Below are 24,300 nucleotides of genomic sequence, written 5' to 3'. Positions count from 1 at the left end.
GCTCAGTTGGCGCCCGGAACGCCGAACACGACCTCCATCAACCAGGTGAACACCCAGTCGAGGCCGTAGACGAACGCCATCACCACGAGCACGAATCCGAGCACCACGAGGGTGAACTTCACCAGCTCCTGTCGCGTCGGCGTGACGACCTTGCGAAGCTCTGCGAAGACCTGACGAAGGAAGATGGCGATGCGCTGGAAGAAGTTCGGCTTCTTCTCACGCGTGGCGCCGCCGCTGACGACGACCTCGCCACCCTGTCCGTCCTGAACCATCGAACCCACCTGAATCACCTGGAGATGCGCCAGCTGTTCGCTGGGCCGCAGGGCGGACAGGAATCGAACCTGCAACCTGCGGTTTTGGAGACCGCTGCTCTGCCAATTGAGCTACCGCCCTAGAGGCCTTGAGGCCTCAGGGGACCCGCACCCCCCGCCGAACCGGATGCCGGGCACGACAAAAGAATGCAGATTTCCACTGCAGGCTCCAGTCTACGGCATGGGTCCTGGGGCCGCGAACGCGCCGCCGACGGCTCAGTACTCGGCGATGCCGTACCGCTCGGGTTCGGCGCCGCGCGGAAAGGCCCGGCCGGTCATCGAGACGGGCTCCACCCGCACGTAGTTGTACTTGAGCGTGGGGATCCACGGGGTCAGCGGCAGCTCGTCGGCGGCCGCCACCTCCTCGCTCGTCATGAGCCGGCGCGCGCGCCCGCGCACGACCACGCTCCAGGCATCCCGGTCGGTGTGGTCGTCGACCTCGAACAGCACCTCGTCGTTCACGGTGAGCTCGAACAGCTTGCTGCCCTCGGCGGTGCGGAACACGATGGTGCCGTCGTCCAGCGCGTAGTTGACCGGAAAGATGTCCAGCACGTTCCCGACGTGCGTGACGAGCCGGCCGAGCTCCTGCTGGGCGAGGCGCTCCAGGCATTCCTCCTCGGTGAGCATGCTCACGACATTCGTCTCGTCCATGGTTCCATCATGTCCCGGATCCGCCCGGATCGCACGGTATCGCCCGGCCAGCGAGACGTCGTACGATCCCGGCATGACCCTCCCGCAGTCCGCGCTGGACGCACTCTGGGACTTCGACGATCCGTGCGCTTCCGAGGGGCGGTTCGCGCGGGCCGCGGCCGCCGCGAGCGGGGCGGAGCGGGCCGAGCTGGAGACCCAGCGCGCCCGCGCGCTCGGACTGCAGGAGAGGTACGACGAAGCGGATGCCGTGCTCGACGCGATCACGGACGACGCACCGGCGGTGCGGGTGCGCGTCGAGCTGGAGCGCGGGCGCGTGCGCAACTCGTCCGGCGATCCGGATGCCGCGGCGAGGCTGTTCCGCGCGGCGGCCGAGGCTGCGGCCACCGCCGGCCTCACGTTCCTGCGCATCGACGCGCTCCACATGCTCGCGATCGCCGATGCCGCGCAGGCCGACGCCTGGACCGCGCAGGCGCTGTCGGAGCTCGAGAACGTCGACGATCCGCGGACGCTGCGCTGGCGGGTGTCGCTGCACAGCAACGCCGGCTGGGCCCGCTTCGACGCGGGCAGGCTCGCCGAGGCCCTCGCCGCGTTCGAGGAGGCCAGGCGCGCCGCCGAGCGCTGGGGCACACCCCAGCAGGTGCGCTGGGCCGACGAGGCACTCGCCGAGTGCCGGGCCGCAATCGGCGCCGCCCCCGGACGCTGAGCGAGCGTCCGGGGGCGGGCTGGGTCGCGGTGTCAGGCCGCGACGCGGATGAGCTTCTTGTTCACGAACTCGTCTGCAGCAAGCAGGCCCATCTCGCGGGAGGTGCCGCTGCGCTTGACGCCTCCGAAGGGCAGGCCCGCCTCGTCGGCGAGGACGCAGTTGACGTACACCATGCCGGCGTCGATCTTGTCGGCGATGCGCTGCGCCTGCTCCTCGTCGGTGGTGAACACGTACGAGCCGAGCCCGAAGGGCGTGTCGTTGGCGACGGCGACGGCCTCATCCTCGTCGGCGACCTTGTAGACGACGCCGACGGGTCCGAAGAACTCCTCGCGGTAGGCATCCATGTCGGCGGTCACGTCCGTGAGCACCGTCGACCCGTAGAAGGCCCCGTCGCGGCTGCCGCCGGCGACCAGGGTCGCACCCTGCTCGACGGCGCGGTCGACCTGCTCCTCGAGGCGCTCGGCCGCAGTCAGCGACGACAGCGGGCCGAGCACGGTGTCGTCGCCGAACGGGTCGCCGGTCTTGGCGGCGGTCATGGCGGCGGTGAACTTCTCGAGGAATGCGTCGTAGAGGTCCTCGTGCACGATGAAGCGCTTGGCGGCGTTGCACGACTGCCCGGTGTTGTCCAGGCGCGCATCGACGGCGGCCTGCACCGTGGCGTCGAGGTCGTCCGTGGACAGCAGGATGAACGGGTCGGAGCCGCCCAGCTCGAGGGCGACCTTCTTGAGGTGCTGACCGGCGACCGCGGCGACGGCGGAGCCGGCCCGCTCGGAGCCGGTGACCGAGACACCCTGCACCCGCGGGTCGGCGATGACCTCTGCGGCCTGCTCGTTGGTGAGGCGCAGGTTGATGTACACGCCCTCGGGCAGGCCCGCGTCGCGGTAGATCTTCTCGATCGCGATCGCCGACTCGGGGCACTGCCCGGCGTGCTTGAGCAGGATCGTGTTCCCCAGCACGATGTTCGGGGCGGCAAAGCGGGCGACCTGGTAGTACGGGAAGTTCCACGGCATGATGCCCAGCAGCACGCCCAGGGGCGAGCGACGGATCACCGCCGTGCCCTCGCCCTCGATCTCGATCGGCTCGTCGCCGGTGATCTTGTCGGCGTGGTCGGCGTAGTACTCGGTGATGTCGGCGGCGAAGTCGACCTCGCCCTCGGCGGCGGCCAGCGGCTTGCCCATCTCGCGCACGATGATGGCGGCCAGCTCGTCCCGGCGCTCGCGGTGCAGCTCGGCGACGCGGCGGATCAGCGCCGCGCGCTCGGCGACCGGCACGTCGCGCCACGTGCGGTACTCGTCGTGGGCGGTCGTGATGGCCGCCTGCACCTCGTCATCGGTGTGCGTGGGGTAGCTGGCGAGGGTCTCGCCGGTGGCGGGATTGACGACGGCGTAATGGGTCATTTCTCTCTCCGTTCGGTGGTGGTTGGGGTGGTCTGCAGCTGGGACTGTCCCAGCGCATCAGGTGTGCGGGGCACGACGATCATGGGCACGGGCAGTTCGCGCAGGATCTTCGCGGCGGTCGAGCCGAGGAACAGCCGCCGACGATCTGCGAGCCGGCTCGATCCGACGATGGCGATCTCACCGGGCTCCCAGCGCAGCCGGCGGACGGCCTCTTCGATGCTGTCGCCCAGTCCCACGACGACGTCCGCGTCGATGCTCGGCGGCAGCGCCGCCCGCACGTGCACGTACACCTCGTCGGCGTGCTCGGCGGCCGACTCGGTCGCGGCGATCCCGGCGGGAAGGTCCAGGGCGACCAGTGACATGATCCGCAGCTCGGCGCCGGTGGCGCGGGCCAGGGCGATGCTCGCGTCCATGAGCGCCTCCGCGCCCGCGCGCAGCCCGATCCCGGCCGTGATGCGGGTGATCCCGATCGCGGGCAGGACGCGGCGCGAGCCCTCGGGGGCGAGGGCGACAGCGACGTCCGAGGAGTGCAGCAGCTCGGTGGCGACCGTGCCCAGCCGGTGTCGCCCGCGCAGTCCGCCGTTGGCGGCGCCCACCACGATGAGGCGGGCGCCGGTCTCGTGCGCCGCCTCGACCAGGCCCTGCGCGAACGAGTTCGCGTCCTGCACGAGCGTCGTCGCGCTCACCGATGCCGGCAGCGACGCCGCGGCATCGGACAGCCACTCCTCCGCCTGCGCACGAGCCTGGGGTCCGCGCGTGGCCGGCGGGAGCACGTCCCGCAGGTCGGCCGGCAGCACGAAGGTCAGCACGAGCGGCGCACCGGTGGCCATCGCGAGGCGCGCGCCCAGCGCCATGGCGTCGCGCCCGGCGTCGGTCGCAGCGCAGCCGACGACGATCGGTGCGGTCACGGAACCTCCCTGTCAGCGGCCCTCGAGCGCCGCAGCGACGACGTCGAGCCCTTCGTGCAGCAGCGCGTCGGGGATGGACAGCGGCGGGAGGAAGCGGATGACGTTGCCGTACGTGCCGCACGTGAGCACGATCACGCCTTCGGCGATGCAGGCCTTCGCGACCGCAGCGGTCAGCGCGGCATCCGGCTCCTTCGTGTCGGGGTCGACGAACTCGGCGGCCGCCATCGCGCCCCGCCCGCGCACGTCGCCGATGCGCGGATCCGACGCCTGCATCCGGGTGAGCCGGTCGAGGAGGATCCGCCCGATCTCCTGGGCGCGGTCGGTCAGGCCCTCGGTCTCGAACACCTCGATGGCGGCGAGCGCGGCGGCGCACGCGACGGGGTTGCCGCCGTAGGTGCCGCCCAAGCCCCCGGCGTGCGAGGCATCCATGATCTCCGCCCGGCCGGTGACGGCCGCCAGCGGCAGCCCGGCGGCGATGCCCTTGGCTGTGGTGATGAGGTCGGGCACGATGCCGAACTGCTCGCTTGCGAACATCGTGCCGGTGCGGGCGAAGCCGGTCTGCACCTCGTCGGCGATGAAGACGACGTCGTTGGCGCGGCACCAGTCCACGAGCGCGGGGAGGAACCCGTCGGCGGGGACGATGAAGCCGCCCTCGCCCTGGATCGGCTCGATGATGACGGCGGCGAGGTTGTCGGCGCCGATCTGCTTCTCGATGAGCGCGATCGCTCGGGCGGCCGCCTCGGCGCCGGTCAGTCCGTCGCGGAACGGGTACGACAGGGGCGCGCGGTAGATCTCGCCTGCGAACGGCCCGAAGCCGCTCTTGTAGGGCATCGCCTTCGCGGTCAGCGCCATGGTCAGGTTCGTGCGCCCGTGGTAGCCGTGGTCGAACGCCACGACGCCCTGCTTGCGGGTGAACTTGCGCGCGATCTTGACGGCGTTCTCGACCGCCTCGGCGCCCGAGTTGAACAGAGCGCTCTTCTTGGCGTGGTCACCCGGGGTGATCCGGTTGAGCGCCTCGGCGACGGCGACGTACGGCTCGTACGGCGAGACCATGAAGCACGTGTGCGTGAACTGCGCCGCCTGCGCCTGGACGGCGGCGACCACCTTCGGGTGCGCGTTGCCGACGGTGGTGACCGCGATGCCCGCGCCGAGATCGATGAGCGAGTTGCCGTCGGCGTCGACGACCACACCGCCTCCGGCGGCGACGGCGTGGATGGGCGCCGTGTGGCCGACGCCCGAGGCGACGGCGGCGGCCTTGCGTTCGAGCAGCTGCTGCGAGCGCGGGCCGGGGATCGCGGTGACCAGGCGCCGCTCCTGCGGGAGCGACGGTCCGCCGACGGGCGTGGTGGGGGCCTCGAGGGTGCTCATGTCGCGAGAGTACGTGGCCGAGGCCCGACGGTCACTGTCCGCGATGTACAGTCGAGCAAGTCACTCTGTACACCAGGACAGGAGCGGGATGCCCGCGGCCCCACCCACCGGAGCGCCCACGCTGCGAGCGCTGCTGCGCCGCCGCGAGCTGCGCCTGCGTCTGGTGAGCGACGAGGAGGACCTGGCACCGGGCGCCCTCGACCGCCCGGTGCGCTGGGTGCACAGCTCGGACCTGGCCGATCCGACGCCGTTCCTGTCGGAGGGACTCGCGCTGCTGACCACGGGGACCCAGTTCCTCGCAGACGACCCGGCGTACGAGGGGTACGTGGCGCGTCTGGCCGCACGGGGGGTGGTCGGGCTGGGCTTCGGGACGGAGGTGGTCCGCGAGGGCATCCCGCCCGAGCTGATCGAGGCCTGCCGCGAGCGCGGCGTGCCGCTGTTCGAAGTGCCGTATCGCACGCCGTTCATCGCCGTCGCCCGGGCGAACGCCGAGGCCGTGGCCGCGCAGGCGTATTCCCGGCGCTCCTGGGCGCTCGCCGCGCAGCGCGCCGTCGCCGTGGCGGCCCTGCGGCCGGACGGGCTGGATGCCACGCTCGACGAGCTCTCCCGGCGCCTGGACGCCTGGGTGGGCCTGTTCGACGCGACCGGGGCGGTGAGGCACCGGCATCCCGCTCCGCTCGATCGGACCGTCGCCGATGCCCTCGCCGCCGAGGTCGCCGCCGCGCTGCGGCGCGACAGCGCCTCCGGCTCGACCCTGAGCGCGGGAGGCATGCCGTTCACGCTGCTCACCCTCGGACGCAGCGGTCACCTGCGGGGCGTCCTGGCGATCGGCGACACCGACCTCGACCAGGAGGCCCGCGGCGTGGTGACCGCGGTCGTGGCGATGGCCGAGCTCGCGTTCAGCCAGGCAGAGCAGCTCGATTCGGCGTTCCGGCGTCTGCGGGCGGCGCTGCTGCGCACCCTGCGCGGCGGCGAGGTGGCGCTCGTCGAAGATGTCGTGCGCGAGGTGTGGGGGCCGCTGCCGGCGGAGCCGGTGCAGGTCGCGGTCACCGACGAGTCCGGGCCCGCCGTGCGCGACTTCCTCGACGGCAGGGCGGGGCGCGGCGTCTTCTACGCGCCCGGCGGAGCGGGCGTGGTCGTCGTCACGGGCGCACGCGATGCGGCCGCGCAGCGGCTGCCCGAACAGCTGGCGCAGCGGTTCGGGGTGCGCATCGGGGTGTCGGCGCCCGGCGGCTGGGAGGAACTGGTGCGACTGGAGGCGCAGGCCGCGCACGCGCTGCGCCTGGGTGACGGCGGCGTGTCGCGATTCGGCGAGGCCGCCGCATCCGGTGTCCTGGCCGCGATCGACTCGGATGCCGCGCGCCTGCGCGCCGAGGCGATGCTCGCCCCGCTGCGCGCCCATGACGGCGCGGGCGGGCAGCTGGAGGCGACCCTGCGCGCGTGGCTGCAGCACGACGCGCGCAACGACGCGACCGCCGAAGCCCTCGGCGTGCACCGGCACACCGTGCGCGCCCGGGTCGCCCAGGCGGGGCGGCTGCTGGGCACCGACCTGTCGGGCTTCCCCGCCCGGGCCGAGGTCTGGGCGGCTCTCCAGCTCTCGCCGCAGCGCCGGCATCGCTCTCCTCCTCCACCGTGACCTCGACCGGCCCGCGTCCGCACAAAGTGCCCGGATCCCGCGCGGATTCGCGCACTCTCCGCATTTCCGACGTCGCCTCGCGGCGTGTTCAATGGACGGGTGACGGTGAACGGAAATGTGTCGTTCTGGTGGACGCAGCTCGGGATGCCGCAGCAGCGACCCGCTCTGCAGGGGGACCGCGACGCCGATGTCGCGATCGTCGGCGGAGGCTACACGGGTCTGTGGGCGGCGTACTACCTCAAGGCGCTGCAGCCCGACCTGCGCGTGGTCGTGCTCGAGCAGCGCTTCGCCGGATTCGGCGCCTCAGGCCGCAACGGCGGGTGGCTGACCAACTCCGTGACCGGGGGCCGCACGCGCTACGGCGCGCAGGGCGGCGCGGCGATGCAGCGGGCGCTCAACGAGACCGTCGACGAGGTGATCGCGGTCGCCGCGCGTGAGGGCATCGACGCCGACATCGTCAAGGGCGGAGAGCTGGGCGTCGCCCGATCCGCTCCGCAGCTGGCGCGGCTGCGTGCCTTCGCCGAGGGGGAGGCGCAGTGGCCGCACACCGACGTGGAGGTGCTGGATGCCGCGGCGACGGCCGAGCGCATCCGGATCGCCGGTGCTGTGGGGGGCCTGTGGCATCCGCACTGCGCGCGCATCCATCCCGCCAAGCTCGTTCGCGGTCTCGCCGAGACCGTGGAGCGCCTCGGCGTCACGATCCACGAGGGCACGCGCGTGCGCGAGATCGTGCCGGGACGCGCGATCACCGCACGCGGCACTGTGCGCGCGCCCCACATCCTGCGGGCGACCGAGGGATTCACGGCCGACCTGAAGGGAGAGCACCGCACGTGGCTGCCGATGAACTCGTCGATGATCGCGACCGCTCCCCTGCCGGCGGAGGTGTGGGCGCAGATCGGCTGGGAGGGCCGCGAGACCCTGGGCGACTTCGCGCACGTCTACATGTACGCCCAGCGCACCGCGGACGACCGCATCGCCTTCGGCGGCCGCGGGGTGCCCTATCGGCACGGATCGCGCGTCGACACAGACGGGGCGACGCAGGAGCGCACGATCGCGACGCTGACCGCGCTGCTGCGCCGCTTCTTCCCCGCCGCGGCCGACGCACCCATCGACCACGCCTGGGCCGGTGTGCTCGGGGTCCCTCGGGACTGGGCCGCCACGGTCGGCCTCGATGCCCGCACGGGCATCGGCTGGGCCGGCGGCTACGTCGGCACCGGCGTGACCGCGACCAACCTCGCGGGGCGGACCCTGGCCGACCTGGTGCTCGGGCGCGACACCGAGCTCGTGCGCCTGCCCTGGGTCGGGCACCGCGCGAAGCGATGGGAGGTCGAGCCGCTGCGCTGGCTCGCCGTCAACGCGATCTACACGGCCTACGGCACGGCCGACCGGATCGAGGCATCCCGTACGTCCGGTCGCACCGCCTGGCCGGCCAAGGTCGCCGACGCGGTCGCCGGGCGCTGACCGGGGCTCCCGAAACGAGGTCATTCCTCTCAGTTCACGCCTGCCCAATCCGGATCGCTCTGCGTGAGGGCGATGAGGCCACCTGCCGCCAGCATCCGCAGGAGGAACGGAGAGGCAGCGGGCACTCGTCGCTCCAGTCCGGAGGTGTCGTTGCGGAAGAATCCCTCGGCGATATCGACAATGACGACGTCGCCGTCCTCGACGATCTCGGTCGCATCGGGCACCTCCAGCGACGGCAGCCCGATCTCGAAGGCGTTGCGGTAGAAGGTGCGCGAGAAGGCGTCCGAGACGACGCAGCCGATTCCGGTGGCCTGAAGGGCCTTGGCCGCGATCGCCCGCCCCGACGACTGGCCGAAGTGGAACCCGGCCACCACGATGTCACCCGGCTGCACTTCGCGCGGGAAGCGCGGATTCTGGTCTTCCAGGACGTGCCGGACGATCTCTTCCATCGGCTCGAAGACGTACTGCGATTTGACGAGGGCATCCGTGGGGATGTTGGACCCGAACTTCCAGCAGCGGCCCTCGTAGCGGGTGATGAACTCGCCCATCATGCCTCCTCGGCTGAGTGGTCGCGGGGGTCGGCGATCGCCCCGACCAGGGCGGATGCGGCGACCGTCTGAGCGGCGGCGAGGTACATCGACGACTTCGTGCTCCCGTTGCGGCCCGGGAAGTTCCGAGCATGTGTCGAGATCATCGCCTCTCCGGCGGACATCGCACCCATGTTGACCATCTGGTTGGACCCGGTGCTCGGTGGGAACCAGGTGCCGCCCGCCTCGTGGAGCTCGGCTACGAGTCCCAGCTCGAGGGCCTGACGGAAGACCTCCCGGCTTCCGGGCACCAGATTCAGCCTCACGTCAGGATGGATCCGGCGACCGCGCAGCACCTCCGCGGCGAGAACGAAGTCCTTTAGCCTTCCGCCGCTGTGGCCGCCCAGCTCGGTCCACTGCACCGGCGTCCCGACCAGGTCGGCGACGTCCAGGACATTGCCGACCGTCGGCGGAGCAGCGACCTGCGGGCCCACTCCGCTGACATCGAAGCGCCGCACGTCCTCGACCGGGTCGCCGTCTCCGTTGATGATCTCTGCCGACCTCCCGCCGGGGAGGGTCTCGACGAAAGCACGCGTGACCTCGTCCGGCTCGACGTAACCGCACTTCGCTCCGAGATCCACGCAGAGCACCGGGAACAGCCAGCGGTCCCAGAAGTCCAGCCGTGTGATGAATTCCCCGGTGAACTCGAGCGCCTTGTAGATGACCGAGCCCTCGCCGAGCTCCTTCACCAGCCACAGCGCGATGTCGCGAGGCGTAACGCCGGGCTGCAGGTCGCCGGTCAGAACGATCTGGACCAGTTCGGGCACCCGGAACCACGCCTTGCCGAATGGCATCACAGTCCCGGCGTGCGAGTCGTTGCCGAGCGCGACTGCCAAGGCGCCCACCGTCCCGTGAACGGGCGTGTGACTGTCCGACCCGACCACGATCTGCCCCGGCAGCGCCAGCCCGTGCTGCATGAGGACGTTGTGGATGTTGCCACTCCCGCAGTCGAACAGACGGGTGCCTCGCCGCTTGGTCCACTCGCGGTTCGCATTCAAGACGTCCGCCTGATGCTCCGTCGGCGGGGAGAAATGGTGGTCGAACACCGTCACGACGCGTTCCGGATGAGGCAGCTCCCCACCGATCCGGTTGTCGTACACCTTGCTCGTCAGGTACGCGCTGAGGTCGTGCATCACGAGTCGATCGACGTCGGCGACCACCACGTCGCCGGGACTGACGGACTCCCTCCCGCTCGCGCGGGCGAGGATCTTCTCAACCATGTTCACTTCAGCATCCCTCCTGTCGCCTTCATGCTCCGGCCAGCACCGGTCGAGGGTCGGTGATGACCCCGCTGACGGCGGACGCCGCCGCCACCGCCGGGCTGGACAGGTAGATGCTCGACTCATAGCTGCCCATCCGTCCGCGGAAGTTGCGGTTCGCGGTCGAGAGGGTGACTTCCCCGTCAGCCATGGCGCCGCCGCTGCCTGCGCATGCGCCACAGCCAGGGTTGGTGAGGAGGGCACCGGCCTCGATCAGGGTGGTCACGATGCCGTCGGCGGCCGCCTTGGCCATGATGTCGGCGGACGCGGGGGTCACGACCAGACGCACCCCGGGGGCGATCCTCTTCCCCTTCAGGAATCGTGCGGCGATGGCCAGATCGTCGTACTTCGCGTTGGCGCACGAGCCGATGAACACCTGGTCCACCTTGGTGCCGGCGACGTCACTGATGGGCACCACGTCGTCGACGTTGTGCGGCACCGCGATCTGCGGCTCCAGCGTCCTCCCGTCGACCTCGATCGACCTGGCGAACTCCGCGTCAGGGTCGGAGCTCAGTGGCTGCACAGTGCCCGTGTCGACGCGGTGCTCCGCCAGGTACCGCATCGTCTCTGTGTCCGGCGGGACGACCGCGTTCTTCGCCCCCGCTTCCATTGCGAGATTGCACAGGGTCATCCGCTCCGACGTGGACAGGGACTCCACCCAGTCACCGTGGAACTCGACCGAGAAATAGGTGGCACCATCGGCGGTGATGTCACCGATGAGCTTGAGCATCACGTCCTTCGGGTAGACGCCCTCCGGGAGCGGTCCCTTCACGAGCACCTTCATCGATTCCGGCACCCGCATCCAGAGCTTCCCGGTGACCCAGGCGGCGGTGATCTCGCTGAAGCCCACGCCGGTGCCGAGAGCGCCGAGGGCACCATAGATCGTCGAGTGCGAATCGGTGCCGATGATGAGGTCTCCCGGCTTCACCAGCCCGTGCTCCATGAGGACGATGTGCGCGATGCCCGCGTTCACGTCGAAGAAGTTCTTGATCCCCATCCGGTCGGCGAACTCCCGCGACATGCGGTGGTCGCCGGCGATCTTCGAGGTCGACGCGGGCGAGATATGGTCCATCACCATCGCGATGCGGTCCCTGTCGAACAGCTCCGGCCATCCCATGCGCTCGAGTGTCTTGATGCAGCGCCAGGTCGCGGTATGACTCATGTACAGATCGGGATAGGCATCGACGATCTGCCCCGGCACCAGCCCGCTCTCACCCGAGGCCCGCTCCAACGCCTTGACGGCGAAAGTCTTTCCCATCAGCTCTTCTCCTTGGCGAACTTGCTCATCAGGTGCGGCACCAATCCGCCCGCTTCGAGGATCTCCCGCAGCACCGGCGGGAAGGGCGTGAAGGGGTGGTCGACGTCGCCGACGGTCACCGTTCCGGCGCTGTAGTCGACCCACACCTCGTCGCCCTCGGCGATCGCGTCCACGGCCGCGGGGCACTCGACAGCGACGAGGCCGGTGTTGATGGCGTTTCGGAAGAACACCCGCGAATACGAGCGCGCCACGACGGCCTTGACTCCTGCGCCGATCAGGCAGGTCGCGGCCTGCTCGCGAGCGCTGCCGCATCCGAAGTTCCTGCCGGCGACGACGACAGGACTGGCGTAGAGCCGCTCCTGCACCTCGGGGCCGAGGGGCTCGAAGGCGTGCTTGGCGAGTTCTTGAGGATCGATGCTCACCAAGTAACGTCCCGGAATGATGACGTCGGTGTTGACGCTGTCGCCGAAGACGATGCTCCGGCCGCCCAGGCGGTCGTCGGCGATGGTGCTCACGGCGTCGTCTCCTCCAGGAACCAGTCGGTGGGGATCACATGACCGAGGTCGCGCTCCTCGGCGAGCTCGAGAATCCGTGCTCCGACGGCCGCGAACTGAATGCCCATTCCGGTGTTGTTGGCGAAGATCGTGATGTCGTCCTCGTGCGCACGCGCCGGCGTCGGGTCGACGAGAACATCGCCGATCTCCTGGATGTCTTCCCAGCTCTTGAGGCCCCGCTCGACGGGCCCGAGGATGTCGAACTGGCTGTCGTGGTGCACCTGCTCACGGGAGAACACCACGATGCGGTCGGCGCGATCGAATGCGGTGTCGTCGAGTTCGCGGCGCGTCGCCGTACCGTCGGGGCTCGTGATGCACGACACATGGGTCCCTGGCTCGATCCAGCTGCCGTCGAACACCGGGTCCATCGCGGCGGTCGCCGCGGTGATGATGCCGCATCCCACCACGGCCTGCCTCGGCTCCTCGACGGCGATCACGTTGCGACCGGTCTTCGCGGCCCACTCCGTCGCGAACCTCTCCCTGCGCTCACGCGTCGGACTGAACACGCGGATCTCCTCAATGTCGGGACGCACGAGCAGGAGCGTCTCGATGTGGGCCGCCGCCTGCCAGCCCGCTCCGAACATCCCGGCCACTGTGACGTCTTCGCGCGCCAACTCGCGGATGCCCAGAGCGGTGGTCGCTCCGACCCGGTACTTCTGGATCACGGAGTCGTGGATGATGGCGAGTGGTGCAAGCTCCGTCAGGCTGAACAGCGTGACGAGACCGACGTACTTGCCACCCGGCGCGACGGGAAGCAGACGCCGCCGCTTCTCCCCGGTGGGGAGCGTCTCGACGCCGACCATGTCGGAGGTGATGCGCGTGCCCCAGACACCGCTGGAGATGTTTCCACCTTCCTGGGACTTGAAGCGGAACCGGAAGCCGGGATGCCGCTCGTCCTCGACCGGGAAATATGTGTGATTGCGTGGTCGGTTGGCGCCGCGGTTCTGTGCGAGCTCGCGGTACGCGACCTCGAGCACCTCGATGACGTCCTGCGGGCTCAGCAGCTGCTCCACATCGGCGTTGGAAAGGATTCTCATGTCGATCTCCTCAGGTTTCAGAAGGTCAGGGGCTCGACGCCTGTGCCGGTCACCAGCACGGTGTCGGTGAGTACGCTGCGGACCCCGGTCGGGTCGATGACTTCGATCACGATCGCCGCCACCTCGCCATCCGCTGGCCCATGCGTGGGCGCGGGCAGGAGCTCGCCCCCGGTGGCGAAGTCCGCCTGACTGATCCAGCGGATGCCGGAGACGGCGTCCGCAGGGATGCCGTCCAGCGCGGCGAGGGCGGCCTCCTCGACCTCGCGCCACGATGCACCGGCGCGCAGGACCTCGAGCGACGCATCCCGCGCGCGCACGAGAGCCACCAGCCACGGCTCCGGCCCGAACGTGCGGCCGACGAGCAGCCACCCGTGGCGATACTCGCCGGCAGCTTCGACCGTGACGTGATCTCCGTCCTCCGCATTGCGGAAGAGGATGTCGACGAAGCCCCCGCCGCGCGCGGTCCTCTCCAGCGCGGCGATTCGCTCCCGGGCGCCCAGGCCCGGAACCGTTGCTTCCGTGAGCGCATCACGCAGGACTGCGGCGCCATCGCGCAGAAGCGCGAGCTCGGCGGACGACGGGATGCTCCGGTGGTCGCGCACGATCGAGCCGAGCGTCACGAGCTCCCACCCGGGCGTCGCCAGAGCGATCTCGTCCACGATGGCCGCGGGCCAGAGGTCGGCGTCGATGAGGCCGATCCTTCCAGGCTCGCGGCCCGCCACGTAGTCGGCGACGAGTCCGCCGATCGCACGGCCACTGCGGATGTCGTCCAGGGTCGAGTTGCGCTTCATCCACGGGAAGACCCGCATCGAGAGCTTCGTGAGCAACGTCAGGTCGCCGGTCGCCGGGATGGCGAGCACGCCCTCGTTCCAGTAGATGACCAGGTTCGTGAGGTACCCGATGTCGTCGCCGCGCGAGACGTCGTTGTAGACCAGGGCGAGGTCCACGCCCGCATCGCGGATCTCCGCCTGCACGCGACGCGCACGCCCGTCCCACTCGGTCTCGCTCACCTCGTCGTGGTCGAAGACCACGAGTCCGCGCTTCATCGAAGGCTCCCTTCGTCGGATGAGAACAGTCGACGTTCGGTCTGCACCAGCTGCTCTGCACCGTCGGCGGTGACGACCACCTGGTCGCCGAACACGTGGTAGCCGGCGATCGGCGTGAAGGTGTTCGGGTGGATGATGAACGTCGCCCCCTCCGGAATGACCGTGTGGTTTCCCTCGATGATCGGGAACTCGTCGAGATGCAGGCCCAGCCCGTGCCCCCGCACCCGCGTCCACCGGTCGGAGCAGTACTCGCCGTAGCCGTGCTTGCGGAACACGTCGTTCTCGGCGACCGCGATCTCATGGGCCGTCACGCCGGGGCGGACCGCGGCGACCCCGGCTTCGGCCGCCTCGTGGAAGAGCTCGAAGGAGCGCTGCTGGTCGGCGGAGGGCGGGCCGACCGTCACCGAGCGGCAGATCTGCAGCCAGTAGCCGCCCGTCTGCGGGGTGAGCTCCGTGCGGACCATATCGCCGAGCTCGACGCGCCGCCGGCTCGGAGGCGTCATGCCCAGAACCTCGTCGCGGCCGGAGGCGATGAGCATGAAGTTGTCCTCTGCACCGAGGCGCTTGATCTCGCTCTCGACGGCCGCGACGATCTCGTACTCGGCGATCCCGGGTTCGAGCACCGCGACGAACGTCTGCCACGCCGCGTCCGAGACGCGTGCCGCCTCGCGCATCCGTCGCAGCTCCCACTCGCTCTTCACCATGCGCGCAGCGTCGAAGAGCCGCGTCGCAGAGACGATCTCCGCGTCCGGCACGGCCTCGCGGATCGCCCGCTCGAATCCGAGAGGCAGCAGCTCGAGGTGGCCCACGCCGATCCGGCGGACGCCGGCCGCCCGCAGCGCTTCGGACAGCGCCTCGACCTCGGGCAGCGCGACCACCTCGGCTCGGGAGACCCAGCCCGACCGGCGCAGCGGCGTGATGTCGGCGAGTCTCGTGGAGAACGCCGTCGAGTCGTCGTGCGTCAGGAGCACGAACGCCGCCGCACCGCCGATGGCGGTATCGGTCAGGTAGCGGACGTTCTCGCGTCTCCACGCGGGCGCATAGGCGAGAAGTGCGTCCAGCCCGGCCTCCGCCATGGCTGCGCGCAGCTTTGCCCGACGGGTGTCGACCTCGACGACATCCTCATCCGTGAGGGTCAGTTCCTTCACGCCACGCTCCGCCTTCCTCTTGCCGAGGCCGGTCGTCGATGGTCGGCGCCGGCCGCTTCCTTGATACTACAGTGTCCTGACTATAAAGCACCCTACATGATCTCCGGGCGCGCTGTATCCACGCGCCGGCTCCGTTGCGCACGGGGCGGCGCTTCGGACCGCCTCACCCGGGTTCGGCCTCCGCGACCGGGACTTCGGCCCCGAGATCCGACCCCCCTGCGGGAATGGGAGGGGAGCCCTCGCCCGGGGGTGGGGAGATGTCACCGACCGGCTCGTACAGCCGTCGCTGGGTCCGGTCCACACGGAGGGTGAAGACATCCGGGCGGTTGTAGTGACCGGCCATGTCCGCCACGAACTTCGCTCGTATCGCGCTGCCGAGATCGGCGTCCGCGACGACGATCTGGTCCCCGTCCTCGTCGGTCGCCCGCGCGATGACCTCCGCCGTAGGAGCGACGATGACCGAGCCACCGGTCGCCTGCGGGGACCGCAGGAAGGCTGCCTGGTCGTCGGTCACGCTCAACGCCGAGATCGTCTCCTCGTCGACGACGCCGCATGCAGCGACCACGAAGCACTTCGCCATCTGTGCGAACGCGATCGCGGCGTTCTCGACGCGCGCGCGGATCGGCTGTCCGCCGGGCCCGAATGTCGGAGGCCAGCTCATCGTGTGGATGCGCGTGTTCTCCGCGATGAGGGCGAACACCGCCAGCGGATTCGAGTTCTCGCCGCAGATGAGCGAGCTGATCTGGCCGAATCGGCTTGCCCGCGCACCGAAGGTCGCCGCACTCCCGGGCCCGTGGACGAGGCGCTCGGTGACCGTGGGGACCAGCTTCTGATGCTTGCCCAGGTAGTCACCGTCGGGGCCGAAGTAGACCTGCGTGTTGTACAGGGTTCCGTGCGTTCCCGCCGCGCGCTCGCAGACACCGAGGACGACATACGCGCCGGCGTCCTTCGCGGCGGCGCCCACCGGATCCAGATGCGGCCCCGGGACCTCGACGGCGTTCCGGAACAGCTCCGCGCTCAGGCCCGTGGCGAGGGGGCCCATCGCCGGATGGTACTGATACCAGATCGGGTGTGCGGGGACGAACCCCTCGGGGAACACGATGATCTCGGCTCCCTGCCTCCCCGCCTCCCGCACCAGCTCCGCGGCGCGCTGGACAGAGGCCTCGCGGTCCAGGAACACGGAGGCCGCCTGAACGGCTGCCAGCCGGACCACCGGATTGCGATCGCCCATACTCTCTCTCCGCTCCTCTGCGTCCGCGATGTTAGGCGACGGCCTCACCCTCCATCTGCAGGAACTCTCGCGTGATCTGCTTCTCCAGGGCGAACAGCGTGTCGTCGTCGGGGTGCCGCATGTGCGGGACGTCGACGTCGACTTCGAGGTGGACGCTCGCCGGACGGGTGGTGATCATCAGCACCCGCGTGGACAGGAAGACCGCCTCGCGGATGTTGTGGGTGACGAACAGGATCGTCTTGCCCGTCTCGGCCCAGATGCGCACGAACTCCTGCCGCAGACGACGCGCCGAGAACTCGTCGAGGGCGGAGAACGGCTCGTCAGCCAGGAGCAGGTCGGGCTCGATGGCGAGGCCACGCGCCAGGGAGACACGCTGCTGCATGCCGCCCGACAGCTGCAGCGGGAAGTACTCGGCGAATTCCTCGAGTCCCACCAATCGCAGGTAGCGATCGGTGCGGAAGGCGATCTCGTCCTTCTGCAGACCCATCTCCTTCAGCGGGAGTGCGACGTTCTGCCTGACGGTCAGCCAGGCAAGCAGACGCGGCTGCTGGAACACCACGGAGATCTTGACGTTGGAGCGGGTCTGGGTGGTCACGCGGGTCCCAGCCAGAGTGACGCTCCCCCGGGTCGCATCGTCCAGACCGTTGATGATGTTCAGCAGCGTGGACTTGCCGCACCCGGACGGCCCCAGGATCGACAGGAGGGCACCTTCATCCACCGCGGTGCTCAGATCGGCGAGCACCTCGAGCGGCGGCGCCCCTGCGCGGGGAAAGCTCTTGTTGAGGTTGGCGATCTCCAGATATGCCATGTCTCACGCACCCTTCTGCGTCTGCGCGACGGGACGCCACCGCGTCAGATGAGCCTCGATCGGCTTGAGGATTCCGTACTCGATGATCAGCAGCGTCACGGTGAACAGCAGCGTCCACGCCATCACCTGCACCATGCTGAAGTTTCCGAACCAGAAGTTCAGGGTGTATCCGACGCCGCTGGACAGACCGAGCAGCTCGACCACGGTCACGATCTTCCAGGAGATGCCCAGGCCATAGCGCAGGGCCGCGAGGATGTAGGGGATGAGCTGCGGGAGCACCACGCGCGTGATGACCGACCGGCGGGAGAACCGGAACGATCGCGCCATGTGGATGAGATCCCTGTCGATCGCCTTGGTCCCCTGCCACATGTTGATCGCGATGGCAGGCATCACACCCGCGCCGACGGCGATGATCGCGGCCCAGTCATTGAGGCCGAACCAGAGCAGGCACAGCATTCCGTAGACGATCGCCGGGATGGTGAACAGCGCCAGCACCCAGACGTCCAGCAGTTCCTCGCCGAGCCGGGAGAGCCCCATGATCACACCGGCGATGATGCCGCTGGTGACCCCCAGCGCCATGCCCAGGATGACGCGCATGATCGTGATGTACAGCTGATAGTAGGTGTTGGGCTCGGTGAGGTTCTCCCCGAGCTGGGCGAGGACCTGGATCGGGCTCGGGAGCACCGAGGAGTCCATCGCCATCGATGCGACCTGCCACAGCACCAGGAGCGCGAGCACCGAGAAGATGCGATTGCGCGTGCCCCTGATGAGTCGGGCGCGCTTCTCTCGCGCCATTGTCGTGTGGTCGACGAGGACGCCGTCCTCCCGTCCTGCGCTCACCGCAGCGGAACTCTGAGACACGTGCTCACTCCCCACCTTTCTTCTCATTCGCTTCTCCGCTGTAGAACTCCGTCGCGCGCCAGTAGAGGCGCTCCAGCACGCCGAACAGCGCTTCGCGCTCGCTTTCACCGATGTCTTCCAACAGGAAGGACCAGAACTTCTGGAGGGCCTGCGTGCCGGCGTTGACGGCGTCGATCCCCTCCTGGGTCGCCTTCAGAACGACCGTGCGGCGATCCTCCACCCCGGGGACCGCACTCAGGAACCCGCGCTTGACGAGCGTGTACACGCCTTCCGACACCGCCGCCATCGTGAGGTTCGCGCGGGCAGCGAGCTCGCTCATCGAGGTGTAGCCCGACGCGACGCGCGAGATCGTCCGGTACTGGCGGAAGGTCAGGGGAACGTCGAGCTGCTGCAGGATGATCCCGTGGATCCGGTTGAGCCTCGCCGGGAGGGCGAGGAGGAGGTCTTGATCGAGCAGGAAGCCGTCACGGGCTGCGCCGTCCGCGGCATGCTCTTCGACTTTTTCGGTCACGTGTTCCCACTTCCCTGGATGGTGGACTCGGGTCATGCGGTCAGGTCGCAGTCCGATCGGCTGTCACGCGGTGGATGCTCTGCGCATATCCGGCAGTCTCCACCGCGTGACAGCATCCAGATCTATTCCTCGAAGGGAAGGTAATCAAGCGAGAACAGGTCCGGGTCGACCTCGGTCGGGAAGTCCGGGTTCAGGAACGGCGTGATCGCCTCCATCAGCTTCTCCATGCTCTCGACCTGCTCCGGACCGTACTCGGTGAGCAGCGACGCGGTGTACGCATCGTGGAAGGCCTCCGCCTTGTCCGGGTGCCCCACGGCCTCCGCGTACGTGCTCCAGACCTCGGAGTTCTCGGTGATGTCGACGAGCGCGTCGTGGAGGGCGCTGGTGAACGCGCGCACCGCCCCGCAGTTCTCAGCGGCGTACGACTCGGTCGTCACCGGGGACAGATAGACCGCGTCGAATCCGAACTCCTTGGGAAAGTCCACGCCGAGGTCGACGATCATCCGGTTCTCCCCCGCTGCCCGCTGCAGTGCGCCTCCGTCCGCTCCGAGCACGACGACATCCAGTTGATCGTTGTCCATGAGGCCGAGCAGAGCGGCGTCCGGCGCGACGTGCACCTCGCCCTCCGCCTCCTCGAAGAGGTTGAACCCGTACGCCTTCTCGGTATAGGCCTGCACGATCGAACCGACTGCGCCGTTCGTGGGCGAGAACGAGCCGATGCGCTTGCCTTCCAGTTCCGAAAGATCCTGGTACGGGGAGTCCTCGGAGACGAACACGCCGTTGTTGGCGATCGCGAGCGCACCGATGATGATGACGTCCGATCCCGTCGCCCTCGCCTGCACCATGGTCGGCAGGCCGCCGAAGCCGAAGTCGACCGCCTTCTGCACGATCGCCGGTGCCGTCGCGGTCGGGTTCTGGAACGAGCGGACATCCAGGTTCAGGTTGTACTTCTTGTCCAGCTCGGCATCCTTGACGTGCTTGATCACGAAGTCCTGCATGCCCGGTCCGGTCGCGATCGTCGCCGTGACGACCTCGGTGGGCATGGGGCACGTGTCGGTGCCGTCTGTGGGCTGTCCCTCCGTGCTCGACGGGGTGCTTGAGCCGGACGCACATCCGACCAGGGCGGCCGCCGTCGCCAAGGCGATGACGAATGCGCCGACCGATCTCTCAACCTTCATCTCGAATCCAATCTCTCGCCAGCCGGTAGACGAATCACCGATCTGCCTCTCTGCAAAAGCTGGATCGCCGCCGACCCAGCGCCCGACTCCGGACCTGTTAGGTGTCCTGATAGTCAACGAGCTATAATATGTCTAGGCCATCCGCTCGGGTGTGTCAAGAACACCGCAGACGACCTGTCACCGTCGCATGAGGCGCAGCACGGGGATCGAACGCGTCGTGCGCCTCGCATAGCCTCGGAGCCTCGGGTTGACCTCCAGCAGCCTCCGCCAGGCCAGGTCGCGCGCGCGTCCGTGCAGCTCGACGGCCCGAACGGGAACGGCACCTTCGCCGGCGACCTCCACCGTCAGATCCGGATGGGCCACGGCATTGTGATACCACCCGGGGTTGCGCGCAGATCCGGCCTTCGCGGCAGCGACCAGCCATCCTTCGCGGGAGAGCGCGCACGTGAGCGGAGTCACGCGGGGCACACCGCTCTTGGCTCCCACGGTATGGATGAGGAGCAGGTTCACCGGCGCACGCCGGTCGCTTCGGATCGAGGATCGGAACTCCCGGATCACTTCGCCGTCGCGAGCCCGCCGATGTGCGAGGTCGCGGTCACGAGGGTCCATCGAGCGACACTCACATGGCGACGCGACCGCTGACGGGGATGCCCTGCAGGTAGCCGGCGACGCGTGCGACGAATTCGTCGACGCGCTCGATGTGCACGTAGTGGCCGGATCGGTTGAAGGCGAGGAACTCGATGTCGGGAACGAACAGGCCCATGAACTCGTACAGGTTCGCGCCCACTTTGAACGGGGCTGAGGGATCGTTCAAGCCCCATATCAGGAGTGTCGGAGTCCGCAGCTCGCCTTCGCGGATTCGCGCGAGGGCTTCGTATTTCGTCTGGCGGACGTCAGGAATGAACACCTCGCGATTGAGTCGCGCGGCCCGTCGCACGGCACTCGGCACGAAGGGGCGGTCGGGGTGCTGTGGAACGTTCAGCTTGCTCCGGCGCTGCGCGATCAGTTCCCGGATCGACTCCGTCGTATCACTGTGCGAATTCCGCGAGATGGCTTCCCGGGCGTTCTCCGGGTTCGGCAGATCCTCGTCGCCATCGTAGAACTGCGAATAGAACCCCGCCGGGACGACCGGGTCCTCCTGCGCGAGCGTCTGGCTGTCCACGAGGACGAGAGCGCTGACCATCTCCGGGCGATTCATCGCGATGACGGCCGCGGGGAGGGCCCCTCGGGAGTGCCCCACCAGCGCGCAGCGTTCGATGCCCAGCACCTGAAGCGTTGCGTCGAGGTGATCGATGGTCGCCCGCGCGGAGTAGTCCGAGTCGCGACGCGGACTGTCGGTGTGCCCGCATCCGATCCGGTCGATCGCGAAGACATGGAAGCCACGCTCCGTGAGCCGGTCCATCACGGTGCGCCACTCATCGGCGTCGGCGAGACACCGATAGTCCAGCCCGCCGCCATGGATCAGCACCACGACCTCTGCACCGTCGCCGCTCTCCAAGTAGCGGGTTCGAATGTCCCCGACGTCGACATACCGTTCGTGAATCATTCCTCTTCCACCCTGCCTGGTCGGGGCGGCACTGCCGCGAGCCGAACGCCTTCGTCCTACCGCCGCCCCCGGCCTTGCCGAATAGTGAGCGGATTACGTAGGCTACCAGAATACCAGGTCACCGAACTAGCTTCCATGGCCGACGATGTCGCCCCCATGGACGGTACGTGAGATGACGACAACCCAGAGAAGGGAAAGAGGGTCACGATGACGTTCGACTTCAGCGGCAAGGTGATCGCCATTACCGGCGGCGCCAGTGGGATCGGCGCGGCCACGGCACGCGCCGCGGCGGCGGCCGGCGCGCGGGTGGTGATCCTGGACATCAACGACCGCCTCGGCACCGAGGTCGCCGCGGAGCACGCGAACATCAGCTACCTCCCGGTCGACGTCGCGGACCATGACGCCACTACGGCCGCGATCGCTCAGATCGCCCAGACCGAAGGACGACTGGACGGCCTGGTGTGCTGCGCGATCGTCCAACCCCTCATCCCGGTCGTGGATATGACGCCGGAGGAGCTGCGCCGCGTTCTGGCGATCAACGTCGAAGGCGTGTTCTGGGCGTGCAAGGCGGCGGCACCGGTGATGATGAAGCAGCAGAGCGGGTCGATCATTCTCTTCGTCTCGGGCACAGCCGAGATGGGCAAGCCGAACTCCTCGCCCTATACCGCATCGAAGGGGGCGGTCGCGGGCTTCGCGCACACCTTCGCGAAGGAGGTGCAGCCCTACGGCGTCCGGGTGAACATGCTCCGTCCGGGCATCATCGACACGCCGCAGTTCCGCGGCTCCAACCCGGATGCGGACTACAGCAAGCTCGACAAGCCCGAGGACGTCGTGGGCCCGGTCATGTTCCTGCTGTCGGACTTCGCGACGATGACGAACTCGCTCGTCACGCGCGAAGGATCGCTGCCCAGGGCGCCTCGCGAGGTCGCGCCGTGAGCGCTCTTCGCGGTCCGGCGCAGGCCGTGGACACGACCCGGATACGGATGCCGGTCCCCCTGACGACGGCGTACGCGGTCCCCGCCGGCTCACGGGTCGTCTTCTTCAGCGGGCTCACGGCCAAGGACGCCGAGGGCGCCACCGTCGCACCCGGAGACGCCGCGGCTCAGGCCGAGCACATCCTGGACGGAATCGAAGACGCACTGGGTCAGATCGGGGGAAGCCTGGAGAATGTGATCAAGCTGACCGTCTACCTGCAGGACCGCGCCGACGGCCCGGTGGTCGGGAGGGTGCGCGGTCAGCGGTTCTCGAGCGGTCCGCCGCCGGCATCCACGATGGTCGTCGCCCAGCTCATGTCGGATGATCAGCTCGTCGAGATCGAAGCCATCGCTGCGCTGCCGACCTAGCCACCCCGCTGACCGGCCCGCCCCGCCCTACCCGGGGGCGTGCGCCTCGAGGAACTCGTACACGTCGGTCGTGTCGACCCCGGGGAAGGCGCCGGTGGGCAGGGTCGCCAGCAGGGTGCGCGGGGTGCGCACGTTCGGCCAGGCGTTGTGGCGCCACGCCGCCTCGAGGTCGGCGGGCGCCCGCCGGCAGCACACCTCGACCGAGTGCTTCGACACCCCGCGGTGGGGGGTGTCGCGACCGAGGAACCACTTGGTGTCGTCGAAGCGCACCCCCACCGACACGGAGTGCGCTCCCTCGCTGGAGGTCTCCACGCGCGCCGTGCACCAGTAGGTGCCGTTGCCCGTGTCGGTGTACTGGTAGTAGGGGTTGAACCGGTCGTCGACGTCGAAGACGACGCGCGACGTCCACCGCCGGCAGCACAGCTGGCCTTCGATCGACCCGAGCCGGTCGGTCGGGAAGTTCACGTCGTCGTTCTCGTACGCCTTGGTGATGGTGCCCGACTCGTGCACCTTGAGGAAGTGCACCGGGATGCCCAGGTGCACCGTGGCGAGGTTGGTGAACCGGTGCGCCGCGGTCTCGTACGAGACGGAGTACGCGTCGCGCAGGTCCTCGATCGAGATCGCGCGGTCCTTCTTCGCCTCCTGCAGGAACGGCACCGCGTGCGCCTCGGGGATCAGCAGAGCCCCCGCGAGGTAGTTCGTCTCCACCCGCTGGCGCAGGAACTCGGCGTAGCTGCGCGGCTCGGAGTGGTCGAGCATGCGGCTCGACAGCGCCTGCAGCACCGCGGTGCGCGGGTCGCCCTTGGCAGTCAGCCGGCTCGACAGGTACAGCCGCCCGTGCCGGATGTCGGCGACCGAGCGGGTGGTCTGGGGCAGGTCGGGGACGTAGTGGATCGTGAACCCGAGGTGGGCGGCGATGTCGGATGTCGTGCGCTGGGTGAGCGGACCGCCCGGATGATCGACGGCCGCGAGGATGTCTCGGGCGCGCGCCTCGAGCTCGGGGAAGTAGTTGTCCTGCGTGCGCATGAGCCGCCGCAGCGCGACGTTCGCGCGGCGGGCCTCTTCCGGGGTGGCGGCACGCTCGTCCTTGAGCCGGTCGATCTCGCCCTGCAGGGCCAGCAGCGCCTTCAGCGCCCCGGTGGGCACCGACTTGCCGACGCGGAAGGGCTCGATCCCCAGCGACCGGAACGTCTGCCCCTGCATCGCGCGCTCGAGCGCGATCTCGAGTGCCGAACGCTCGTCCAGCGGCTCGGTCTCCAGCAGCGCGTCCAGCGTGGACCCGAGGGCACGCGCGATCGCCTGCAGCATCGTGAGCTTCGGCTCGCGCCGGCCGTTCTCGATCATCGACAGCTGGCTGGGCGCCCGGCCCACGGCCGCCGCGAGGTCGTCGAGAGTCATGCCCTGCTCGGTGCGCAGCTGCCGGATACGGCGTCCGATCGTCAGCGAATCCAGTTCCTCGGCGATGTCCATCCGGCGAGTCTGTCACAGAAACAGAAGA

The 24,300-nt window shown here is 69.1% G+C and carries 25 protein-coding genes and 1 tRNA gene; 5 read left to right on the top strand and 21 right to left on the bottom strand.

The genetic code is table 11. The features are described 5' to 3' along the window. Positions 1-2 precede the first annotated feature (2 nt). The 3 genes from secE to ACIWQI_RS11930 all read right to left on the bottom strand — a co-directional run bounded on the left by secE (position 3) and on the right by ACIWQI_RS11930 (position 962). Entirely contained in the window at positions 3-272 is a 270-nt protein-coding gene (secE, locus tag ACIWQI_RS11940; RefSeq protein WP_396657681.1) for a preprotein translocase subunit SecE, read from the bottom strand. Positions 273-320: 48 nt separating this feature from the next. Next, positions 321-393: transfer RNA gene (locus tag ACIWQI_RS11935), tRNA-Trp, on the bottom strand. Between the two features lie 134 nt (positions 394-527). Beyond that, entirely contained in the window at positions 528-962 is a 435-nt protein-coding gene (locus ACIWQI_RS11930) for a pyridoxamine 5'-phosphate oxidase family protein (protein ID WP_396657679.1), read from the bottom strand. Between the two features lie 73 nt (positions 963-1,035). On the opposite strand from ACIWQI_RS11930, the gene ACIWQI_RS11925 reads away from it, so the two are divergent. Then, positions 1,036-1,665 carry a hypothetical protein gene (locus ACIWQI_RS11925; protein ID WP_396657678.1) on the top strand — a complete coding sequence of 210 codons (630 nt, stop codon included), beginning with the start codon at positions 1,036-1,038 and terminating at the stop codon, positions 1,663-1,665. 32 nt (positions 1,666-1,697) lie between these two features. Here the strand turns inward: ACIWQI_RS11925 and ACIWQI_RS11920 are convergent, their stop codons facing one another. From ACIWQI_RS11920 to gabT, 3 genes are read right to left on the bottom strand one after another with little or no spacing between them, the layout of a single operon-like run. Continuing rightward, positions 1,698-3,062, bottom strand: coding sequence for an NAD-dependent succinate-semialdehyde dehydrogenase (locus ACIWQI_RS11920; protein WP_396657677.1), 1,365 nt, complete (start codon positions 3,060-3,062; stop codon positions 1,698-1,700). Continuing rightward, the gene (locus ACIWQI_RS11915; protein ID WP_396657675.1) at positions 3,059-3,970 is read right to left on the bottom strand and encodes a universal stress protein; all 912 of its coding nucleotides are present in this window, start codon (positions 3,968-3,970) and stop codon (positions 3,059-3,061) included. Before ACIWQI_RS11915 ends, ACIWQI_RS11920 begins: the two co-directional genes overlap by 4 nt. A gap of 12 nt (positions 3,971-3,982) precedes the next feature. Then, positions 3,983-5,338, bottom strand: coding sequence for a 4-aminobutyrate--2-oxoglutarate transaminase (gabT, locus tag ACIWQI_RS11910; protein WP_396657673.1), 1,356 nt, complete (start codon positions 5,336-5,338; stop codon positions 3,983-3,985). An 88-nt stretch (positions 5,339-5,426) separates the two neighbouring features. On the opposite strand from gabT, the gene ACIWQI_RS11905 reads away from it, so the two are divergent. Together ACIWQI_RS11905 and ACIWQI_RS11900 are read left to right on the top strand one after the other, a co-directional pair. Beyond that, positions 5,427-6,974 (top strand): PucR family transcriptional regulator, encoded by a 1,548-nt coding sequence (locus ACIWQI_RS11905; protein WP_396657672.1) that lies wholly within the window; start codon positions 5,427-5,429, stop codon positions 6,972-6,974. 144 nt (positions 6,975-7,118) lie between these two features. Further along, entirely contained in the window at positions 7,119-8,435 is a 1,317-nt protein-coding gene (locus ACIWQI_RS11900; RefSeq protein ID WP_396657704.1) for an NAD(P)/FAD-dependent oxidoreductase, read from the top strand. A 29-nt stretch (positions 8,436-8,464) separates the two neighbouring features. On the opposite strand, the gene ACIWQI_RS11895 is transcribed toward ACIWQI_RS11900, so the two are convergent. The 14 genes from ACIWQI_RS11895 to ACIWQI_RS11830 all read right to left on the bottom strand — a co-directional run bounded on the left by ACIWQI_RS11895 (position 8,465) and on the right by ACIWQI_RS11830 (position 21,459). Next, positions 8,465-8,983 carry a 3-isopropylmalate dehydratase gene (locus tag ACIWQI_RS11895; protein ID WP_396657670.1) on the bottom strand — a complete coding sequence of 173 codons (519 nt, stop codon included), beginning with the start codon at positions 8,981-8,983 and terminating at the stop codon, positions 8,465-8,467. Then, positions 8,983-10,242: an aconitase family protein gene (locus ACIWQI_RS11890; protein ID WP_396657703.1), complete on the bottom strand. Its 1,260-nt coding sequence runs from the start codon at positions 10,240-10,242 to the stop codon at positions 8,983-8,985. The genes ACIWQI_RS11895 and ACIWQI_RS11890 overlap by 1 nt, the downstream gene beginning before the upstream one ends. Before the next feature lie 28 nt (positions 10,243-10,270). Beyond that, positions 10,271-11,539, bottom strand: coding sequence for an aconitase/3-isopropylmalate dehydratase large subunit family protein (locus ACIWQI_RS11885; protein ID WP_396657668.1), 1,269 nt, complete (start codon positions 11,537-11,539; stop codon positions 10,271-10,273). Continuing rightward, a complete protein-coding gene (locus tag ACIWQI_RS11880; protein WP_396657666.1) occupies positions 11,539-12,054 on the bottom strand; it encodes a 3-isopropylmalate dehydratase in 516 nt (171 codons plus the stop codon). The genes ACIWQI_RS11885 and ACIWQI_RS11880 overlap by 1 nt, the downstream gene beginning before the upstream one ends. Beyond that, entirely contained in the window at positions 12,051-13,130 is a 1,080-nt protein-coding gene (locus ACIWQI_RS11875) for an ornithine cyclodeaminase family protein (protein WP_396657664.1), read from the bottom strand. The genes ACIWQI_RS11880 and ACIWQI_RS11875 overlap by 4 nt, the downstream gene beginning before the upstream one ends. A gap of 17 nt (positions 13,131-13,147) precedes the next feature. Then, entirely contained in the window at positions 13,148-14,176 is a 1,029-nt protein-coding gene (locus ACIWQI_RS11870) for an aminopeptidase P family N-terminal domain-containing protein (RefSeq protein WP_396657662.1), read from the bottom strand. Further along, positions 14,173-15,324 carry a M24 family metallopeptidase gene (locus ACIWQI_RS11865; RefSeq protein WP_396657661.1) on the bottom strand — a complete coding sequence of 384 codons (1,152 nt, stop codon included), beginning with the start codon at positions 15,322-15,324 and terminating at the stop codon, positions 14,173-14,175. Before ACIWQI_RS11865 ends, ACIWQI_RS11870 begins: the two co-directional genes overlap by 4 nt. Positions 15,325-15,487: 163 nt before the next feature. Beyond that, entirely contained in the window at positions 15,488-16,555 is a 1,068-nt protein-coding gene (locus ACIWQI_RS11860) for a carbon-nitrogen hydrolase family protein (RefSeq protein WP_396657659.1), read from the bottom strand. 31 nt (positions 16,556-16,586) lie between these two features. Further along, positions 16,587-17,363, bottom strand: coding sequence for an ABC transporter ATP-binding protein (locus tag ACIWQI_RS11855; RefSeq protein ID WP_396657658.1), 777 nt, complete (start codon positions 17,361-17,363; stop codon positions 16,587-16,589). 3 nt (positions 17,364-17,366) lie between these two features. After that, positions 17,367-18,203: an ABC transporter permease gene (locus ACIWQI_RS11850; RefSeq protein ID WP_396657657.1), complete on the bottom strand. Its 837-nt coding sequence runs from the start codon at positions 18,201-18,203 to the stop codon at positions 17,367-17,369. Positions 18,204-18,228: 25 nt separating this feature from the next. Then, the gene (locus ACIWQI_RS11845; RefSeq protein ID WP_396657655.1) at positions 18,229-18,735 is read right to left on the bottom strand and encodes a MarR family winged helix-turn-helix transcriptional regulator; all 507 of its coding nucleotides are present in this window, start codon (positions 18,733-18,735) and stop codon (positions 18,229-18,231) included. Positions 18,736-18,857: 122 nt separating this feature from the next. Beyond that, the gene (locus tag ACIWQI_RS11840; protein WP_396657654.1) at positions 18,858-19,778 is read right to left on the bottom strand and encodes an ABC transporter substrate-binding protein; all 921 of its coding nucleotides are present in this window, start codon (positions 19,776-19,778) and stop codon (positions 18,858-18,860) included. A gap of 312 nt (positions 19,779-20,090) precedes the next feature. Further along, a complete protein-coding gene (locus ACIWQI_RS11835) occupies positions 20,091-20,522 on the bottom strand; it encodes a nitroreductase family deazaflavin-dependent oxidoreductase (protein ID WP_396657652.1) in 432 nt (143 codons plus the stop codon). 10 nt (positions 20,523-20,532) lie between these two features. Beyond that, positions 20,533-21,459, bottom strand: a complete 927-nt coding sequence (locus ACIWQI_RS11830) for an alpha/beta fold hydrolase (protein ID WP_396657650.1) — start codon at positions 21,457-21,459, stop codon at positions 20,533-20,535. 207 nt (positions 21,460-21,666) lie between these two features. On the opposite strand from ACIWQI_RS11830, the gene ACIWQI_RS11825 reads away from it, so the two are divergent. Next, the gene (locus tag ACIWQI_RS11825) at positions 21,667-22,395 is read left to right on the top strand and encodes an SDR family NAD(P)-dependent oxidoreductase (RefSeq protein ID WP_396657648.1); all 729 of its coding nucleotides are present in this window, start codon (positions 21,667-21,669) and stop codon (positions 22,393-22,395) included. Continuing rightward, complete coding sequence (locus ACIWQI_RS11820) at positions 22,392-22,802, top strand: RidA family protein (RefSeq protein WP_396657647.1); 411 nt, start codon at positions 22,392-22,394, stop codon at positions 22,800-22,802. The genes ACIWQI_RS11825 and ACIWQI_RS11820 overlap by 4 nt, the downstream gene beginning before the upstream one ends. A gap of 27 nt (positions 22,803-22,829) precedes the next feature. Here ACIWQI_RS11820 and ACIWQI_RS11815 read toward each other — a convergent pair whose 3' ends face one another. Next, positions 22,830-24,272: a helix-turn-helix domain-containing protein gene (locus tag ACIWQI_RS11815; RefSeq protein ID WP_396657645.1), complete on the bottom strand. Its 1,443-nt coding sequence runs from the start codon at positions 24,270-24,272 to the stop codon at positions 22,830-22,832. Positions 24,273-24,300 lie beyond the last annotated feature (28 nt).

Origin of the sequence: Microbacterium sp. (assembly GCF_044508325.1) — a bacterium.
GTDB lineage: Bacteria > Actinomycetota > Actinomycetes > Actinomycetales > Microbacteriaceae > Microbacterium.
This window is presented reverse-complemented; position numbering and strand designations above follow the sequence as displayed.